Consider the following 18,496-nt stretch of genomic DNA (forward strand, 5'->3'; position numbering starts at 1 on the left):
CGCTTTCCTGCGACTTGAGAATGCCTATAATCTGGCTCTCCGTGAATTTGCTCTTTTTCATAATTCTTCCCTTTTAAAGGTAGCACTTTTATATTTTTATGTGCTACCGTTTACAGGGAAGCTTTCAGTCTTTTCTGCCGGGTAATCGATTTCGGAAGACTGTATTCGTCCTATAAAGCGTGTTGCCAAAGATGCATAGGTATCGAGCTCTTTATAATTTTTGATGGAAGTGCCTTTTTCCAGGCTCATGGTATAGCTTTTCAACAAAAGATAAGCTACCCGGGGCGGTTCTGTTCCGATTTTCTGCATCAGGCTGTTGCAGATATTCATTGCATTAAGATAGTCTCCCTTATCATAAGCGTTTTCGGCTTGCTGATACTGAAGCTTTGCCTCAGCGTCATAGTCCTGGGCAAGCATATGGAAGCCGGACAACAGGATAAGGCAGCATGTAAAAAGGAATTTCATTGGTACTTTATTTTTTGATTAATTATTCCAGAAATCCTTATCGGCTCCGGCCGGCTGTATTGCGCCGTCACTATTTATTGGTAAAAAGCTGCTGTCAATATTGGCTGATGGGGCGTTAGCCCTGATATGATCTATTACATCCAGCGCATCCTGCTTAGCGCGATATGCTCCCAGCAACGTTCCGAATCCGCCATTATGGAAATAATCCCGGAAACCGATTTTCTGTAACAGATCATCTTGTAGCATCCAGGTATCGTCGTTATATTTTTTGAGCGCGTAGCTCCTCACCTTTACGGAACCCGTTTGATAATTGCGTTCATAAACCAGGTAGTACGCCATGTTGATCGCCTTCGGCAGATCGCGGGCTTTGGCGCCTTGAACCACTGGACCCAGTATCTTTACATCTGTATTAAACTGCCGGCCCCTTTCTGCTTTTGCTTTAGCTTCAAGGGCCAGCGCTTCTTTTTCCTGCTGTAGCCTTTCTTCTCTTTCCCGTTTCCGTTCCCCTGCATTTTCTTCTTTCCTGCGTTGCACTTCAACATTTCTTGCCGCTTGTTTTTTTTCTGGTTCTCCAGAAGCTCGCTACCTAATTCGTGTATTCCATCAGATGCTGCATTATAGGCAATTTTATTATTTTCAAGCTCCCTGCTGAGATTGTCAGCAATTTCCTTATTGCGCGATACAGTAGTACCGGAGTGCGTTTCATCAATGCTGCTATTGCTTTCATGGATATTGCTGCTGCCGGAAGAAGCCTGGGAAGATCTTGTTTTATTGGCATCCTCGTTGGCTCTCCCGTTCGCCGCTGCAGCCTTTTTTCGTTCAAGCTCTATTTTTGCAAGCCTGTTTTTTTCTTCCAGGAGGAGCGGATCATCATCTGCAAGCGCACAGGAATATTCGCCGATGGATACGCTTGCTATCCTGTTGGCCGGATCATTACAGGTTTCCTTGAAAATATTATCCGACAAATCGATGTCACCTGCAAATGACCCGCCTGTTCTTATTTCATTTTCCTTTAAACCGTAGAGCGTTACTTCTTTTTTGATCGTCGCGCCACAGGTCAGCTTTATTATTTTCGTAACCCTGACATATTTGTAGTTCCTGAAATATCCTTTTACTCTCCAGAATATCTGCTGTCCCTGGAGGCCAGGCTTATTTTCGACACAAGCTCTGATGTTCAGAGAAGGAGTATAATTATAGGCAGTCCCGCCGCCGGAAGTATTATAGCTTAATTTTTCAGTAAAGCCGTCGGGACATTGTGCCCTGGAAGCAAAGCCCAGCAAATAAAGTGAGATCAACAGGAGTAAACAGCTTTTCATTATTGGGTATATTGGAGTTAGTGATTATCAAGTGCAGCCGGAGCATGCCCATATATCTGTTATACACAGATTATATAAGCACCACTCTCATTGAACGCTACATTGCCTACATTCGCCCAGGTCATGTTCTTGCAAAAGGAGCTGGTGCTGGTGATTACTATGCCGCTGGCCAGTCCGCTGTTTCCATCAAATACTACATTATTGACCGCCGATACCCTTAGGTGTTATTAAACTCATTAACGTTTTCTCAAATTCAGTAATGTCAAGAAATAGGTTGGGATACGCTTTCCTAAGATTTTCCATAGGACCTGCTGACACAAGTACGGGCTCTAACTTGCTTCCTTTAGCAGCTTCGTCTTCAAATTTGGCATAATCTGACATCGCGCTATCGAAATTATCCCTGTCATATGTGTAAACATCGATCGAATGTTTCAAGGAATTTAAAACTAATAAATGGTATGTATAGCTTTTTGTACTTCCCATAGAACTAACGACAGTTGAAAAATTCTTCATCTTTTCGATTGCACCTAACTCTTGCTCCATTTTTGCCACTGTCTCCAAAGTTTCTGCTCGAGATAGACTCGAAAATCTTGGGACTTGGGGAGTATTTTCTAGAAAGGAAAATGCAGAGGACACTAAAGCAAAAAAATCGAGCCATTCCTTCTCTCCTTGCTTTGACTTTAAGGCTTGCCCTAAAAACGTACCCATAGTTTCTACCGCAGTTGCCCAAATATGTTGAAGCTTAGTTCTAAGCTGAATTTCAACACGTAATCCATCATACGTGGGGTTTTGCTTATTGCGATATTTATAAACCAAATGATGACTCCTATAACCGTCAATGTCACGTGGGTTTGAGATATAGTCGTAACTACCTACAAATTCATGAGGAAAATTTTTATTATCCACATATTTTGAAACAATAAGATTAATATCACTTGGATCATCAAAAATTGCTCTTATTCCAGCAATGTCCTGCATAGTTGTTAGCTGCATATTCGGAAATCTTGACAATTTATCGATAATTGTCGGCATACGTTTCAACCGTTGAGCTACTAAAACATCTCCTATACAGCTTTTGATCTTAGTTCTTAATGTGGCTTGAAAGGTATTGATGGGATATGCGTGGCAAGCACGCCATCGATTGGCAAGTTCTAGCGCATTCTGATATTCTTGTGAGAATAAATTGGCTTGGGCTAGCACTTTTCCTGCCTTATTAATTTGGGATTTGGATTCTATGGGAACTGGTAAATTGTGTGACATAGCCAACTAGCTTTGTATTGCAACTAAATTTATAATGTATGTAATTATACAAAAATGTCATTAAACTTTCCTTTAAATTTTGGTATTCAATATTGGCAATTTAATTACATAAACCGAATTTGATTAAGGAATTAATCTTTATTGCAGAAGTTGAAGGTGCTAAATATCATACCCGCAAAGCTCTCATAACATGGTACCCAGACCATGAAATAGAAAATAATTAGATTGTCTAAAGCCAATGGGAATGATAAACTTAGAAGTCTGGCGACAAGTCAGGATATATAATTTTTTTGATTTAATTTTTCTTTCAAATTAAACCTGACATTATTATATCTACTCTTTTCAATAAGAGCTATAAAATAGGTAATGTCCTCGTTTCTGCACCCCCAATTTGAAAGCACTACAGCCAGACTGACGAGTAATTCTTCGACTTTTGATATTGCAAGTCCCTCCGGGTAATTGGATCTATACAAATTCAGAATTTCCAACAGCCCATTTTTGAATTCTTTAAACTCCTCCTTTCCCCGAAAATGTTTGCACCAGCCAACTAGGTACTCCAAACAAAGAACCAGTCCTGGCCCGCGTTTTAGCTGAATTTTATTTATGATTAACTGAATATACGGTTTATGTTTTTCAAACCCGGATCGATCATATAGTGCAACGGTAATTTCCGTTATCGCTTCATTAACTTCTACAACGTTATCTGACGTGAGCCCAGCCAATTTATGTCGCTCCATATTGCCATCGAAGGACAATTGGATAACACTATTACGGACCTGGTCAAAATCTAGCTCGTTTTTTAGTTTATCCGATTCCATATCTAAAAACCAGCTCATTTCCTGCAGTAAAGGAAAAAAGTCATCAAGTACTGATCTTCCTTTCTCCTCGATCTTTCTTACCTCCTCAAGTTTGGGTTTCATTTTGTTATACAACTCCAACACATCCCTATCTGAGAAAGTAAGACCTACTTCCTTCTTTCCACCCTTCCTTAGTTTGCGTAATTTAATAAAATCACTGTTACTGGACCAGGACAATTTTCCTTCAGGCGTCAAAGATATCCCTGTCCTCCAAAGTTGAGGACTTTTTAAAAGTTCGCCAATAACTTTTTGCTGTAATTTCCTATTCTTTTTACAATAGTAGGTGATAACCGACCACAGATTGGGGAACTTGATAAGGCCATAATCCATCTTCAACAGCGCATGTTCCAACTTCTTGATTTGCTCTTTGTTAAGAAAAATGTGAATATTTCCAAGTATAAATAGATAATCAGGCACCTTGGGTAACAACTGTAATAACTTATTAACGTAGTCAGGATTTTCGTTCCTTTGAATCCTACTTTTTAGAGCCTTCAGAAAAGGATTATTTGCAAGGACGAACAGATGGCGGTTAACGCTATCAATCTGTCCATTATTTTCAGAAGCCGCTTGGAGGCAGTCTGTTAGTACCTTCGACATTATGACCGCATTTTGGCAATGGCGGAGTGAAGATTCAATAAAGTCAAGATTATTTCTTCTATCCTTGTCAAACACCTGCCCATTATCCTTCTTCTCATTCCATACCTCTAACAAAAAGTTTTCCCACACTTTTGGCTTTACAATAATGATAAACTGCGCTAGAAAAATGAGTGTGTTTTCTTTGTACCTAAGTGGGGCAAACGGATCTTTATATGCAACAGATAAAAGCTCGAATAATTGTTCCGGATTTATTGAAAGACTAGGGCTATAAGCGTAGTCCTGTCCAAGTCGTTTAATATATTTTTCATCTCCATATTGAAAGGCAAAAAACAAAACTGGAACCGAATACTGCTGATACACCTCCTCAAAAATTGGATATACCTTGTCTTTATCCAGAAAATAAAACTCCTTGCCAGAAAAATGAGTCCCTTTTTCGAGCATCATTCCAAGTAGTTGCAGGCTAGATGTTTTTTTGCCCGAATTTCCAATTGAAAAGGATCTTCCAAGAAAGTCATCTGACTCGTAAGGCTCAATTTTAACCTTCTGCTTATTAAACAATGAAAGAACGTATTCTTGATTATCATTTAAGAGCCTGAGTCCTGCTTGCTGCAATCTTTGCCGGTTTTCCAATAGTTGTCCATCTTGTTTTCCGGCAAGGAGCATTTGCATAACCTCCATTGCGTAAAGACGCTCTTGAACAAGTTTATACTTTTGCTTTTTTAGCCGATCTAATCCAGCTTTCCGGTCAAAAAGCATCCAATATCCTGCAAGTGCGGTACTATTGAATGAGGAGTTGAGGTTACTTTCAAGTATCTTATTCATTTCTCTGAACCGGAACATTGTGGCGGTACCCATCAGGTTTAAAGTAACAACATCACTGGCATACCTATCAGAACCGAGTTTCATCAACACTCCTGTCGCCCTTACCAGTTTTTTCCTGTCGGCTTTCCATATGGCATCTTTGGCATCAAGCTTTAGATAACGGCAATATATATCCTGTGACAAACTTTTTGCTTTCTTAAGGAGCTGTTTGAAGTCATGATCTTCTATAAGACAAGAATAAGGCAGAAATAAATCTTCCAACGCTAATGCAATCGTACCCAAAAACTTTATTTCAGATGCGTCGTCTAATCCCAGAGATGAATATATCGTACTGGCAGCCAAAATAAATTCGACCTTTATATGATTATTTAAGTAGTCAAAAGATGGTACGCTATTGTACTGTTTCAATTCATTTAACTCATAATAGACAGCGCATAGTTCCAAAACATCGTCCTTATTCGCAGACCTCTTACTGATCTTGCTATTTTTCCAATACTGTTCATATTTTTCCCTGGCCATTACTTCATATGAAACCTGAGGTAGATCAGGGGCTGCAACATTTGTTAAGTAGTCCATTAATTCATTCAACAGATCATGTGTTGTTGTAGGAGCAATTGATTTGCCTGATTTCTTTTGCAGAAACTCTATACAACTTGGATGGCTCAGAGGAATATGTACAATCCTGTAGTTTTTGTAGAATTGTTGTTTATGCGAATCTGCTGGTTCAGTGGCCCTGGCATCGATAAAGTATATTTTTGTATCTTCTTTATCATTACCGCGTTCTCGCATGATTACAGTCCTGACCCAAGATATCCAAGCCATAAAATTTGCGTCATCTCCTGAAAATCCAATTAGACAGAAGCATCCCTGTAGTAGGGATATTCTCATCAATTGTGTAAACGCCTCATGGCGTACAGGATAATGTTCATAATCCTCACCCGAAATGATATATCGCTTATTGTATTCATTGTCAAAAGCAAAAGGTTCATTATCATGTTCTGGTAAAGAGCCGTGAAGCTTTATAATGTTCCGATTTCTTTTGATGGCAAGCTCAGATGAATGCCTGACAATACTATATGAATCGTCGATGGCATCCTCCAACTCCCACTTTTTCCGATTCAGCGTTTCGATTTGAGATTGGTCATAGCTAATTTGGTAAGAAAGCTTATTTATTTCTAGATATTTTTCCTTAAAAGTTTCATCATCATTCATGAAGAGTTCTCCTTTGAGCCCCGTTATCTTGCTGGGAATCTGACTATTTAAGTCCGCAACATTTGTGCTGTTGGTTTGAATATTTTGCTGTAGCGTTAATATTTCTTCATCATATTTCTTTACCTGTTCTTCCAGCCCTGAAATAACTTTTGTATCGATGCAGAACTCTAGAAGATTATCATAGTTGGTTGTGTAAATATTATTCCATGGTAGCTTTATTAGCTTATTGTGAATTTCCAGATCACCTTGGCTTATCTCTGTATCCGTAATAACCCCGTTTTTAGATTGCCTCAGAAAGAGCTTACCTTCTTTTCTGATCGCCTTGGGAACATTTTCTTCGATACACACATCTACTGTTTCGCGGTACCCCATTTTTCGTATGTAATCAGAAACGACTTGCAAGTAGTCAGTTTGCTCAAGGTATTGATTCACTTCTGATGTGACAAACCCATTGAATTTATCTTCATCTTCCGTTGGTTTTATTCCACTTATTCTTTCAAATGCTGCAGTGTACACGTTGTGATTCATTCTCCGAACCATTTTATCTAATAGTTCCCACCAGGAGAGGAATAATTTATTGTGAACGTTTTTACTAAACCCAGCACCAACAAGAACGGATAAGCTTTTATTTTTTAATCTTTGTTGTAATTGCTCGAGCACTTTGGAGTAGTCCATTTTTTATCTAGATGATTTTATAGGTCTTTAGTAAAAGGATAAAGAGGGTTGGGAGTTAAAACAAAACACAAGCGCCTAACCACACGTAAATATATGAATTTTAAAAGCTTACAACTCACGTGTAATAAGACTACAGGGAGATTTTTTGCTACCTACTACCAAAGTAGCAAAACCCCTACCCCCGCACACCGACTTTTGTTCCGCATGTTAAGGCAAGCCAAAGGCTAAGGCTAACCCCTGCGATTGTTTAACGGCAAATGCGGTTACAATGGCAAGGATAGTGTTACGGCATGGCAGCCTTTTTTCTGGGATTGGTGGGTTTGACCTGGCTGCCGAATGGACTGGATGAGAAAATGTATTTCACTGCGAAATAGATCCCTTTTGCAGGAACGTATTGGATTTTTACTGGCCTAAAGCAAAGAGTTATGAGGACATCAGGCAAATGCCCGGCGAAGCGTTCCGGCGCAGCATCGACATCATCACAGGCGGGTTCCCCTGCCAGCCTTTTAGTACAGCCGGGAAGCGCGGAGGCACAGCAGATGACCGCTACCTCTGGCCGGCAATGTTTGGAATTATTCAGAAGATCCGGCCCCGTTGGGTCGTGGCCGAGAACGTTCCCGGGATTCTTAATTGGCAGGAAGGCCTGGTACTCCGGCAGATGTATGCTGACCTGGAGGCAGAGGGTTACCAGCTGCTGCCCTTTCTTATTCCAGCTGCTGGCGTCGGTGCCCCGCACAAAAGAGAACGGCTCTGGGTTATTGCCCACGCCACTGGTAAAGGATACGGGTGCAACCACTGCCCTGGAGAAGATAGACCGGCGCCGGGCCAGGATAAAAGCAACGGGTATCAACGGGAACGGTTTCGGGATGAGCCTGGGCGAGTGCGCACAACGGGGACTCCTGCCGACACTCGTGGCCGAGGAGGGCGGCTGGCAGGGGTTGGAGATCGTAGACAGCAAAGGACAAACCCCGACCGATCCATCCCTGGCATTTTTCAGCAAGAAGACGGGAAAAAAGCTGCAGAAGAAACTGTCCTACCTCTTGCAGCTAGATCTGCTACCGACACCAACTTCGGTAAGCGATGCCAAAGGTGGCTGCACGCGCAAAAGCCCGGTCTTGCAGCGGGCTACCTTGGCCCATCACATGCATGGGATGGCCGGACAGCCTGGCAAGACTTCCCAACTGAATCCCCGCTTCGTAGCGCAGATGATGGGCTTTCCGGCCTACTGGCTGGAATTACCCTTTCTGGGTTTTATAAGGAGTGCCTGAAAGCATACGGCAATGCTATTGTCCCACAAGTAGCCCTAATGATTTTTGCCGCTATCGAGGATTTTGAACAATCCCGGTCGCATAAAGGATAACGCATGAAAATAGAGATCAAAAATATCAGCCATAGTGAACGGCTGAGCGAAGAAACACATGCTTTTGCCGCAACGCTTTACATCGATGGCAAAAAGGTGGGAAACGTTAGAAATGAAGGCATGGGTGGGCCCACCGATATTGCACACGAAAGCAGGGAAGGCCTTGAGCTTATCCGCCAGGCTGAAAACTGGTGCAATCAGTTACCGCCTACTGTGTATCCTGCAGAAGGCAGCACACCGGAAATCCCGGTAGACATGTCGCTGGAATCACACATCGACGCCCTCCTACTGGGCTACCTGCAGGAAAAAGACCGCAAGCAATTCCTGCGGAAAATGGAAAAGGCAATGCTGACCGGTATCGTGGTCTGCCCTGAAGATGCCAACGAATTTGGTGAGTTCAAACTCAAAGGGAAGGTCGATGACTTTGTTATGTCGGCAAGCGGGCGGGCACTCCTGGTAAAGGTACTTAAAACCATACTCCCTAAAATGAAAGAAGGAGATCGGATTGTCAACCGCAACATTCCCGTTGAAATTTATAAGGCCGCTGGGCTGGCTGACTACCAATACCCTCCTGCCGAAGCTCAAAAAGAAGATCATATCGTACAGAGAAAGGGAAGAACAAAAGGGCTGTAAATGGTACCGGCTTTGCTGACCTGTTTAGGCTTCAGGCATCACCAGTATGCCCTCCCGTGATCTTAATAGCCACATAGCGCAGAAGACTGAACCAAGAGCATAAAAACTAACGGATGGACAAACAGCAACAATATGAGCAATTGCGGGCAGAACTTTCCAAGATGGGTCTTTCCAAAGAAAGCTTGGACAATGATCTGAAAAAGAACCTTGACCTGGGATTACCTTTTTTTACACTCTTCCATGTGCAGCAGTATGAGCGGGAACGCATGATTTTTGAACTCCGGTATCTGCGGGCCCCGGAAGAAACTTACCAGCTGGAAAAATGCAAGGCAACCCATCGGCAGCAGATTGATATCTATTCAAACAACGTCAACGGTGTAAACGTTCCTGAACTGGAAACTGATATGACAGATATTGACTGGCCGGCATATTTCGCTGATCCAAATTCAGCGCTTGCTATTTATCATGGAGATTACATCAAATCCACGCTTGATACGCTCGGCCAGCTTGGCAACGGGCCTGTGGAAGAAGGCCACGAGCTTATGGAATTGCTCATGTACAAATATTGGCCGGCCCAGGCGGCCAGACTTTCCTCCATTGAAAAATTCCGGAAAGAGTATGAAAACGCTCAGGATTTCGGGATGAAGGACTGGCCTGAATTTACCGCCGCACTTGCGTTCCACATCGTTTCCGGCAGGTTCGATGCCGTCTATAATGAGATCAAGGATACCGGCATAGAAGAGATAAGCGGCAGCGACATACGTGCCTGGCTGAAAGTTGAGCTGTCGAAAGAGCGGCCAGAGGGCTTTCAGTCAGTTCAGGAGTGGAGCACAGAGGAAGGCTATGCTAAAATGACGCTGCATATTATTAAGTCAGATGACTGGTACCTGGTAGATAGCTTCACAGTCAGTTTGGCTTTGTACCCGGAGATAGCACATGGGCTCTATACCGAAGTCGATACCTGCGCCCTGGAGGCCCTTATGCGGAAGATCAATTGGAACATAAGCGAAACACTGCAAATCCATTCCCCGGACAACAAGCCTGTACTCAATGATTCCGTAACCAGGGTGGTGGCTGCGATGCAGCGATTAAGCCAGTCTACCCAGGGAATAGCTGCCCGGGACCTTCTGGCGTTGAAATATTGGCAACAGTCACCGCTTTTTAAAGAGGCCATACCGAAAAGCGCCTGGGATTTACTTGCAGCATTACCGGCAAAAACGCGGGGATTTCTCCCGGGGGCGACAGCGGAAACCGCCGTCAATCTCCTCGCAGGAAGAGCCGTACCGGAACACGTAATCTATCCTATGACCGTGCCCTCCAGGACCTGGCTAAAGCTGGTTTCTGACCCTGAAGGCGACCCAAATGGTATGGTCGTTTCGATGGAGGGCTATGGCCGCAAGGAGCTCGAAAACCTGGTTGGCTTGCTGCCGGTCAACCCCGGCGACATACATACCCTTGTCAGTGCTTTAATGAACGGCAACCTGGTACATGCCACCCTGGTAAACGGAAATGAGGTGCTGCTGGAGGCTCCAGGCGAAGGGTGCATCAATATCTACACTCGGGAAAGGCAGCGGATCCATGCCAATATTCTGCTTGATCCGGAATGGAAGCCGCCTGCAGAAGCCTTACAAAAATGGATCAACGAGGAACTATTGAATACGCCGCAAGCAGACCAGCAACAATACTCCTATAAAAAAAAGCCTCGTGGAAAGAAGCTATGACAGGATAGGCAACTCAGGTTAAAATAATCAATTCAGCAGCGTATGGCAGAGATACGGCAATTATTGGATCAGTTGGCAGCATTGGGATTTGAGGGGACCCAATTGGAGCAAGATGTGTGGAAGAATATACAAATGAACCTGCCGGGATTTTCGGTATCTCACCAAATCCCATATGGAGCAGAAATAATGTTTTATGAGCTTCTTTTCGGCAAAGACGATAAGGGCAGCTATGAGCTGCAAGGGCTTAATGCTACACATCGCGGTGAGATCACCATTCGACATATAACCCACAATGGCATAGACACCGCTTCCCTGGAGGAGCGTATGGCGACAATTAACTGGAAGGCTTTCTTTGAGGGCCAACTGCTCACCGAAGAGCTGGCGCCTGTCCATGAGTTATTAAATACACTAAGCCAGCTTGGGGCTGGCCGCGATCCCGACGCACTAGGTGTGCAACGAGAGTTGATGCTCCAATACTGGCCGAAAGGATCTGTCCCCTGGCAAGGGGAAAAAGTTCAATCCATCTATGAGCACAAGCATGAGTACAGGCATCCTGCGATGGTATCTGCTCCTGGCATGTCCCTGCCAATGGTATCAGAGCTGTCCCTGAAGCCACCCGGAGAGCCACCACCTGACATTGCAGAGCAGACGGCTCCTGGGCAAAAAGCGAAGAAAAAATTCAGGAAGAAAGGGCCTCGGCACTAAACTACCAGACCATGAATATCGAATTAAAAGATATCCATTTCCGGGAGGATCTGGAGTTAAATTCCGACCCTTTCCATGCACAGCTCTATGTAGACGGCAAGCGGGTATGCACCGTTTTCGATGACGGCAGTGGCGGGCAATGGCTGTATACCCAGTTCTCCGCTGGCGGCGAGCAGTTGAAAAAGGCGGCCGAAATATTCTGTGAGCAGATGCCACCCATAAATTGTGCCGGTATCCGGACCAATGGTGAAGATATATTGCTGGATATGAACCTGGAGCTTTATATCACCAATCTGCTCCGCGAGCACCTGAAAAAAGAGCTGGAGCGGAAAATAGGAAATGCCGCAAGCAACTGTATCATTTATGGCCGGCCAGAAGGCTCCATCTCCATGCTGCATCTTGGTGAGGACATAAGCGAGCTGTCCAGGAAGCCAGGCGGAAGGTTGTTTCTTCAGTTGGCCATTTCCAGGAAAGTACTTCCTGATCTGAAACCGGGGGACATCATCTTCAACACCAATATTGCCGAAGAAATATTAAAAAAGGCAGGACTTTCATCCGATCAGTACCGAGCAGACCTACTTTTCAAGGAAGTTGAAAGCACCCCGAGACGGGGAAAAAAGCCTGGAAGGAAATTATAATTGTCGTGCTATGGAAGAGAAGAAATGGCCTTACACCCTTCGCGTTGATTTTCTAAACCCCGCCGCCGGGCCTTCCGGTATATGGGTACATTGTGACCAGGTGCAGGATGCATTCCGGAGGCTGTTGATGGTAGATTCTTTGCTGTTTGCCGGAAGCTACCGTGTTGGCTCTTTCGAGGAGTGTACGGTGGCAAAGGCGAAAATCGTTGCAAATGCCCGTGCGGAAACGATAGCGGAACTGTCTTACGATTCCTACCAGAAACAAACCATCCCTGGAGTTTATCTGACCTTCCCACAAACCATATCAGCCTTTGAACAGGAACTATCCAGTAGCCTATCCTCGCTAAAAGGCTACCAGCCCCAGGTAATTTCTCTGTTAGTGGCTCATTCCATGCCAGACGGTTTGCCAAGGTTCCGGCCGACAATTGGTTATCAAAACCTTTGCGAGGAGGCTTCTCAGCACTTACAAAAAGATACACGGGTATTCGTGTCGCTCACGCAAAAATTCTTCCTTACATCCACCAGTACGCCGCGCTCATTTTCCAGCGCTCCCTTTCGGGAAGATTTTCTTTACCGGGATCCCGACGAGGCCTTACACCACCTGCTGAAGACGGATTTTAATGCCCTGGACGAGAACGTGGCCTGGGAAAACGACCTTCCTTATGTGATTTCTAAGGCAGGTATTTATAAGCTCAATGATGGTTTCGATGACGATTTTGGCTGCGTTGCGCGGCTGCGTTCTCTGCGAAAGGGTACCATTGCTCTGCCAAACAGTACCCTGAGAGACCCCGGGATACATCTTGAAGTGCCGAAGTTATGGAACAACGTCAGCTTCAATTATCCTTTTCACAGGAGACCCAAAACCTCCGATGATAACACGTGCTACCTGGTAGGAACCTACAACAATGCGCTGAGCAAAACAGAAAAAATAGAGGGACTTCTGCTGCCGTATGAGCAGAAAACCCGGAAAAAGTCCGTAAAGAATAAAGGGGCTAACCCACTGGTCCAACCAAAAACGACCAGACCAGCACCGAAGAAAAGAAGGCCCCGCGGCCTTTGATCTTCCTCTGGTGGAAGGCCCATAAACCGGTAAACTACGCTTTGCTGGTAAGCGAACACTTGCCCAGCGTGTTCGGCAAGATGTAGGTTTGTGGTACAAACCCATCTTGCCCTCCCGCCCGCCGATGGCCGCTGGGAGGGGAAAACGCCTTCGGAATCGGCGTTTCTTAGACCTGGATTCAAAAAGTTACAGAGAAGATGGATGGAAAAGAGAGCAGGAGCAAGCGACTTACGCACCGAATAGACTTCCGAATATCGGCGGAGCTACATGGTAGGTTATCGGCGCTTGTTCCCCGGACAAGGGGTATAAAGTCCGTAAGCCAACTACTCAGAAAAATACTGGAGGAAGGGAAAGTCACCATTGAAACCTATGATTCTACCCAGGACAAAGCCTTGGAAGAACTCGCCCGTATCCCCAAAGAGATTCATGCTATTGGTATCAATCTCAACCAGGTCACCCGCCGTTTCCATACGGAAAAGACAGCCGAGGGCAGGCTGTTCCAGGCGCTGGAAATTGTAAGATTTTTCCAGCAAGCCGACTTGCGTCTGACCCAGGTGATCACAACCATTGCCAAAATATCGGAAGGATGGTTGCCAAAATAGTTCACGGGAAAAATATCCGGGCCATCCTTTCCTACAATGAAATTAAAGTACGAAACCGGGAGGCAGAGTTGCTAATGGCAGCTGGCTACCCGGTAGATCCAGATCAGCTTTCCTTCAAGGCAAAACTGGAACGCCTTCAGATGCTCACGCGGCAAAACGAGCGCACCCACACCAATGCCATGCACATTATCCTGGGGTTTTCAGCAAAGGACAAGCTGGATAACGACATGCTGCAGTCCATTGCATTGGAGTACATGGACGGTATCGGCTTCGGCCAACAGCCCTTCTTGCTGTACCGGCACTATGATACTTACCATCCGCATATCCATATCGCCACCGTTAATATTGCGCCGGGAGGTCAGCGGATAGAGACCCACAATATCGGCAGGAACCAGTCCAATACCACCCGTCGGCTGATAGAAGTAAGCTACGGCCTTGTAAAAGCAGAGGACCAGTCAGAGCAGGAGGATACCTTGCAGCCAATCCAGCTCGAAAAGATAAAATACGGAAAGTCCGGTACCAAAGCTGCTATTGCCGGCATTGTCCGGGAGGTGATCGACACCTACAAATTTACTTCACTGCCGGAGCTGAATGCCGTGCTGCGGCAATTCAACATCATGGCTTACCGGGGGACTGAGGATAGCCTGATGTACCAGAAAGGTGGCCTTACTATTGCATCCTGGACGAAGATGGTGTGGTCCAGAACATACCCATAAAGGCATCATCACTCTTTTTTGCTCCCACGTTAAGGAACCTGGAAAAAAAATTCGAGCCCAACGCTAACGACCGGAAGCCGCTCGGCCTCAGGTTAAAACATCAGCTGGACAAAGCCTTACAAAAGGCCCGCTCCATGGAACAGCTTGGGACCATATTGCAGCAGCAAGGCATCCGGGTATTGTTGCGCCAGAACGTAGAAGGCCAGATATACGGCACTACATTCATTGACAATGCCACCCGTTGTGTGTTCAATGGTGGAGATTTAGGGAAGCCTTTTGCTACCAAGGCATTTATGGAAAGACTCGGCCGCGCTGGAATATCTCATGAGGTGCTATTGCACTCCAGCAAGCTTCCTGTGAAGGATACTGGCGAGGATGCGGCCAATAAAAAGGAACCCAAGCCCCGCTATCCAGCCTCCGACCAGCAGGTATTTATCGTGCTACAAGATGGTCCGCGCAGAGATAATCTTGAAGGAACCGGCCTTGGTCAATACACGAAAAAGAGAAAGAAGTTAGGAATAGAGTAACGGATGGTTGTAGAACAAAAGCTTGTGAAGAATGAATACTGGAGAGAACGCGGAAGCTTTGAAAAAGATCATTGACTTTACCCGCATGGGCAGCATCCTGATACTAGGGTTGCACTTTTACTACTATTGTTATGCCGCATTTGAAGCCTGGAGGCTCACCTACCCTATCGTCAGGCAGATACTGAGCAACCTGGGTAACACAGGTTTATTCAGTCACTTTTACGTTTCAAAGGCCATAGCCCTCGGCTTGCTAACCGTTTCTTTGATCGGCGCCAAAGGCAAAAAGGACGAGAAACTGAAGCTGGGCACGGTGCTTGGGCACCTGGTGTCCGGGCTGGCCATCTATGGGCTCAGTCATCTGTTGCTGGGACTTACGGCTTCAGCACAGGTGCTGACCGGCTTGTATATAACGGTAACTATGCTTGGCTACCTGTTGGTCATGAAGGGCGGCAACCTGCTTACCCGGCTATTGAAGAACAAGCTGCAGGGTGATATCTTCAATAAGCTGGAAGAAACCTTCCCCCAAGAGGAACGGCTGCTGGAAAACGAATACTCCATCAACCTGCCGGCACGCTATAACCTGAAGGGAAAGGTCCGCAAATCTTTTATCAATATCATCAACCCTTTCCGGGGAAGCCTCCTTTGCGGGACGCCAGGCTCCGGCAAAAGCTACTTTGTGGTCCGGCATGTGCTGACCCAGCATATCAGCAAGGGGTTCACGATGTTCGTCTACGATTTTAAATTCCCTGATCTTTCCGTCATTACCTACAATACCTTCCTGCGGTATAGGAAGGTCTACAAAAAGACACCCCGGTTCTTTACTATCAACTTCGAGGACCTCTCCCGTTCTCATCGTTGTAACCCGCTGGACCCGCAGAGCATGACCGATATCACGGATGCCACGGAAAGCAGCAGGACTATCATGCTTGGCCTCAACAGAGAGTGGATAAAGAAAACCGGGGGTGACCGGGCCATTTTTAATTAGATGGCCCGGTCACCCCAAACTGGAGATTTTTTCGTGGAGTCGCCAATTAATTTCCTGACGGGCATCATTTGGTTTCTCCGCAAATACAAAAACGGAAAGTACTGCACCTTGCCACATTGCATCGAGTTGATGCAGATGCCCTATGACCAGCTCTTCCCCGTGCTGCGCACGGAACCGGAGATAGAGGTACTGATCAATCCTTTTGTCACTGCCTATGTCAACGGGGCCACGGAGCAGCTTGAGGGCCAGATTGCCAGCGCCAAGATCACGCTGGCCAGGCTGTCCTCTCCTCAATTGTATTACGTTATATCCGGGAACGAGTTTACCCTTGACCTTAATAATCCCGATGATCCCAAGCTGGTCTGCATGGGCAACAACCCACAGAAACAGCAGGTATATGGAGCGGTGCTGTCCCTCTTTGTCACCCTGATGCTCAAGCTGGTCAACCAGAAAGGGAAGCTCAAATCCAGCTTGGTTTTCGATGAGCTGCCTACCATATACATCGGTGGCGCATCCGGTGTTGAGGCCACCATTGCAACTGCCAGATCCAACCTGGCCAGCGTTTTTTTGGCTGTCCAGGATATATCGCAACTCCGTAAGGATTACGGCAAAGAAACGGCGGATGTCATCTTCAATATCGTAGGCAATATTATTTCCGGCCAGGTGGGTGGCGATACGGCCAAATCCCTGAGCGACCGGTTTGGCCGCATCATGCAGGACCGGGAAAGCCTGTCGATCAACAGTAACGACACCTCTATCAGCCGGTCCAAGCAGCTGGAAGCCGCTATTCCGGCATCCACTATTTCGTCGCTGTCTTCCGGGGAATTTGTGGGTACGGTGGCCGATAACCCGGATATGAAGATCGCGCTGAAGACCTTTCACTGCGAGATCATTAACGACCATGACGCGATAAAAGCGGAGGAAGCAGCCTATGTGCCCATACCAAAGGTGCGGGATATCACACAAAAGGAAGTTGAAGAGAACTATCTCCGTATAAAGGAAGAGGTGCAGATGATCATTGAAACAGAAATGGAGCGGATTTATGATACGCCGGAACTTTCACACCTGCTGGTGGCCCGAAACGAGTGACCTATTCGTCCATGAACAATTGACATCAAAACTATGGTATCATGAAAAGAGAACCACCTTTGAAAATGCCTGGATCAGTATAAACAAAGTCCGGAGTGCGCTCGTCTTGAGCATCGTTCCTAATTATTTATTTGTAGTCTGCGTAAATGTTCCGACAATTCGTTTCCACGCAGTGCGACAGCTGTGATCTTTCCAGATGGATCTATCAAAAAACTCATAGGTATGGTTTTAACATGATATAGGGATTTTGCTGTTTCTCCATTTAATGCATCCAGCGTTTGTAGCCATGCACCTGTTCCATCCTGTCGAATTGCTGACAACCATTTCTCACGGTCCGTATCTATGGAAATGCTAAACAGCTTAAATTTGTCTGCAGGCATTTGTTGGAATATCTTTTGTAACAAAGGCATTTCAGCTCTGCAAGGAGCACACCATGAGGCCCAAAAGTCCAATAATACGTATTTACCCCGCAGCGCTGATAGCACTACCAGATTCCCTTTAGTATCTCTCAGGCTCAGGTCAGGTGCTGTAGTATTGAGCAACGAAGATTCATTGGCTGTTGTTTTGAAAAAATTCACTCCCTCCTGAGTGTTTTTAATCCTATCGGAGAGCCGGTCATAAGCATTTATCAGCGAGGTGTCTATGGACCCAGGTTGTTGTTCGTTTATGAGACCAATTAACGCCATCAAGCTAAAATAAGAATCCGGATTATTAGCGATATAGATCCTTTGCAATCTTTCCCGTACCCTAAAATACAAGTTTTGGTAACCATAGAGAATGTCGCCTGTTTCACGGTCTGAAGGCATTTTCTGGACGATCTTGGTACGCAATTCCATTAAGGCCTGGTTTAGCGAATCTGCCAATGCCATCTGCTCAAGATAATGGGAAAGGTCATCATTTAACTTGGAATGGTCAAAATGGGCATCAGAAAGGTTGTTTGTGGCGCTATAAAGATAGAAAGAATCGCTATCCAGAGCTATGCGTCGGCCTTGGGGCGTTATACCGGGCCCAACAATGCCTAATCTAAACACCCTAGGCCCACTGATTGGGCCTCGGAAAGTAAAGTTGCCGTGGTCAATAAAGGTAGAGTCTTGAAATTTCATATCCACGCTGAACAGGTAGGCCTTGACCGGGGCATTGATGGTTCCAATTTTTCCATGGAGAACAAATTTGCCGCTGGTTTGCACTTGGCCGTGAACCAACATCGTACTGAAAGTGACCGCCAATAGGCAAATTAGCGTCCGAAGCGGGAACTG

The 18,496-nt window shown here is 45.5% G+C and carries 17 protein-coding genes and 1 pseudogene; 12 read left to right on the forward strand and 6 right to left on the reverse strand.

The genetic code is table 11. The annotated features are described in order from the left end of the window. Window positions 1-96: 96 nt before the first annotated feature. The 5 genes from DCC81_RS25110 to DCC81_RS25130 all read right to left on the reverse strand — a co-directional run bounded on the left by DCC81_RS25110 (window position 97) and on the right by DCC81_RS25130 (window position 7,204). Window positions 97-465 (reverse strand): hypothetical protein, encoded by a 369-nt coding sequence (locus tag DCC81_RS25110; RefSeq protein WP_133177805.1) that lies wholly within the window; start codon window positions 463-465, stop codon window positions 97-99. Between the two features lie 18 nt (window positions 466-483). Beyond that, window positions 484-849: a hypothetical protein gene (locus tag DCC81_RS25650; protein WP_108689528.1), complete on the reverse strand. Its 366-nt coding sequence runs from the start codon at window positions 847-849 to the stop codon at window positions 484-486. Window positions 850-863: 14 nt separating this feature from the next. Next, entirely contained in the window at window positions 864-1,781 is a 918-nt protein-coding gene (locus tag DCC81_RS25120; RefSeq protein ID WP_133177806.1) for a hypothetical protein, read from the reverse strand. A gap of 198 nt (window positions 1,782-1,979) precedes the next feature. Continuing rightward, window positions 1,980-3,041 (reverse strand): RelA/SpoT domain-containing protein, encoded by a 1,062-nt coding sequence (locus DCC81_RS25125; protein WP_108689530.1) that lies wholly within the window; start codon window positions 3,039-3,041, stop codon window positions 1,980-1,982. 272 nt (window positions 3,042-3,313) lie between these two features. Beyond that, complete coding sequence (locus DCC81_RS25130; RefSeq protein ID WP_108689531.1) at window positions 3,314-7,204, reverse strand: SIR2 family protein; 3,891 nt, start codon at window positions 7,202-7,204, stop codon at window positions 3,314-3,316. A 394-nt stretch (window positions 7,205-7,598) separates the two neighbouring features. Here DCC81_RS25130 and DCC81_RS26110 point away from each other — a divergent pair. The 12 genes and pseudogenes from DCC81_RS26110 to DCC81_RS25925 all read left to right on the forward strand — a co-directional run. Next, window positions 7,599-7,955: pseudogene (locus tag DCC81_RS26110) on the forward strand (DNA cytosine methyltransferase); the annotation flags it as partial. 115 nt (window positions 7,956-8,070) lie between these two features. After that, window positions 8,071-8,472: a hypothetical protein gene (locus DCC81_RS25915; RefSeq protein WP_240613076.1), complete on the forward strand. Its 402-nt coding sequence runs from the start codon at window positions 8,071-8,073 to the stop codon at window positions 8,470-8,472. A gap of 95 nt (window positions 8,473-8,567) precedes the next feature. Beyond that, on the forward strand, window positions 8,568-9,197 hold the full coding sequence (locus DCC81_RS25140; protein WP_108689532.1) for a hypothetical protein: 630 nt from the start codon (window positions 8,568-8,570) through the stop codon (window positions 9,195-9,197). A gap of 113 nt (window positions 9,198-9,310) precedes the next feature. Next, window positions 9,311-10,918, forward strand: a complete 1,608-nt coding sequence (locus tag DCC81_RS25145) for a hypothetical protein (RefSeq protein WP_133177807.1) — start codon at window positions 9,311-9,313, stop codon at window positions 10,916-10,918. A 42-nt stretch (window positions 10,919-10,960) separates the two neighbouring features. Beyond that, complete coding sequence (locus tag DCC81_RS25150) at window positions 10,961-11,623, forward strand: hypothetical protein (protein ID WP_108689534.1); 663 nt, start codon at window positions 10,961-10,963, stop codon at window positions 11,621-11,623. Between the two features lie 11 nt (window positions 11,624-11,634). Then, complete coding sequence (locus tag DCC81_RS25155; protein WP_108689535.1) at window positions 11,635-12,261, forward strand: hypothetical protein; 627 nt, start codon at window positions 11,635-11,637, stop codon at window positions 12,259-12,261. A gap of 10 nt (window positions 12,262-12,271) precedes the next feature. Next, window positions 12,272-13,321: a hypothetical protein gene (locus tag DCC81_RS25160; RefSeq protein ID WP_108689536.1), complete on the forward strand. Its 1,050-nt coding sequence runs from the start codon at window positions 12,272-12,274 to the stop codon at window positions 13,319-13,321. Window positions 13,322-13,518: 197 nt separating this feature from the next. Then, window positions 13,519-13,923 carry a plasmid mobilization protein gene (locus DCC81_RS25165; protein ID WP_108689537.1) on the forward strand — a complete coding sequence of 135 codons (405 nt, stop codon included), beginning with the start codon at window positions 13,519-13,521 and terminating at the stop codon, window positions 13,921-13,923. Further along, complete coding sequence (locus DCC81_RS25170; RefSeq protein WP_108689538.1) at window positions 13,908-14,639, forward strand: relaxase/mobilization nuclease domain-containing protein; 732 nt, start codon at window positions 13,908-13,910, stop codon at window positions 14,637-14,639. Before DCC81_RS25165 ends, DCC81_RS25170 begins: the two co-directional genes overlap by 16 nt. A gap of 134 nt (window positions 14,640-14,773) precedes the next feature. Beyond that, window positions 14,774-15,166, forward strand: coding sequence for a hypothetical protein (locus tag DCC81_RS25175; protein ID WP_133177808.1), 393 nt, complete (start codon window positions 14,774-14,776; stop codon window positions 15,164-15,166). A gap of 31 nt (window positions 15,167-15,197) precedes the next feature. After that, entirely contained in the window at window positions 15,198-16,151 is a 954-nt protein-coding gene (locus tag DCC81_RS25920; RefSeq protein ID WP_240613077.1) for a YWFCY domain-containing protein, read from the forward strand. Between the two features lie 108 nt (window positions 16,152-16,259). Continuing rightward, entirely contained in the window at window positions 16,260-17,240 is a 981-nt protein-coding gene (locus DCC81_RS25925) for a type IV secretory system conjugative DNA transfer family protein (protein ID WP_240613078.1), read from the forward strand. 119 nt (window positions 17,241-17,359) lie between these two features. On the opposite strand, the gene DCC81_RS25185 is transcribed toward DCC81_RS25925, so the two are convergent. Further along, window positions 17,360-18,466: a TlpA disulfide reductase family protein gene (locus tag DCC81_RS25185; RefSeq protein WP_165806738.1), complete on the reverse strand. Its 1,107-nt coding sequence runs from the start codon at window positions 18,464-18,466 to the stop codon at window positions 17,360-17,362. Between the last annotated feature and the right edge of the window lie 30 nt (window positions 18,467-18,496).

It is taken from the genome of Chitinophaga parva (genome assembly GCF_003071345.1).
In the GTDB taxonomy this organism is placed as follows: Bacteria; Bacteroidota; Bacteroidia; order Chitinophagales; family Chitinophagaceae; genus Chitinophaga; species Chitinophaga parva.

Bases quoted from the DNA above. Each gene is read 5' to 3' on its own strand.
- DCC81_RS25175 (WP_133177808.1), top strand. From the start codon at position 14,774: ATGGAACAGCTTGGGACCATATTGCAGCAGCAAGGCATCCGGGTATTG.
- DCC81_RS25170 (WP_108689538.1), top strand. From the start codon at position 13,908: ATGGTTGCCAAAATAGTTCACGGGAAAAATATCCGGGCCATCCTTTCC.
- DCC81_RS25920 (WP_240613077.1), top strand. From the start codon at position 15,198: ATGAATACTGGAGAGAACGCGGAAGCTTTGAAAAAGATCATTGACTTT.
- DCC81_RS25145 (WP_133177807.1), top strand. From the start codon at position 9,311: ATGGACAAACAGCAACAATATGAGCAATTGCGGGCAGAACTTTCCAAG.
- DCC81_RS25130 (WP_108689531.1), bottom strand. From the start codon at position 7,204: ATGGACTACTCCAAAGTGCTCGAGCAATTACAACAAAGATTAAAAAAT.
- DCC81_RS25110 (WP_133177805.1), bottom strand. From the start codon at position 465: ATGAAATTCCTTTTTACATGCTGCCTTATCCTGTTGTCCGGCTTCCAT.
- DCC81_RS25140 (WP_108689532.1), top strand. From the start codon at position 8,568: ATGAAAATAGAGATCAAAAATATCAGCCATAGTGAACGGCTGAGCGAA.
- DCC81_RS25915 (WP_240613076.1), top strand. From the start codon at position 8,071: ATGAGCCTGGGCGAGTGCGCACAACGGGGACTCCTGCCGACACTCGTG.
- DCC81_RS25160 (WP_108689536.1), top strand. From the start codon at position 12,272: ATGGAAGAGAAGAAATGGCCTTACACCCTTCGCGTTGATTTTCTAAAC.
- DCC81_RS25125 (WP_108689530.1), bottom strand. From the start codon at position 3,041: ATGTCACACAATTTACCAGTTCCCATAGAATCCAAATCCCAAATTAAT.
- DCC81_RS25120 (WP_133177806.1), bottom strand. From the start codon at position 1,781: ATGAAAAGCTGTTTACTCCTGTTGATCTCACTTTATTTGCTGGGCTTT.
- DCC81_RS25150 (WP_108689534.1), top strand. From the start codon at position 10,961: ATGGCAGAGATACGGCAATTATTGGATCAGTTGGCAGCATTGGGATTT.
- DCC81_RS25155 (WP_108689535.1), top strand. From the start codon at position 11,635: ATGAATATCGAATTAAAAGATATCCATTTCCGGGAGGATCTGGAGTTA.
- DCC81_RS25165 (WP_108689537.1), top strand. From the start codon at position 13,519: ATGGATGGAAAAGAGAGCAGGAGCAAGCGACTTACGCACCGAATAGAC.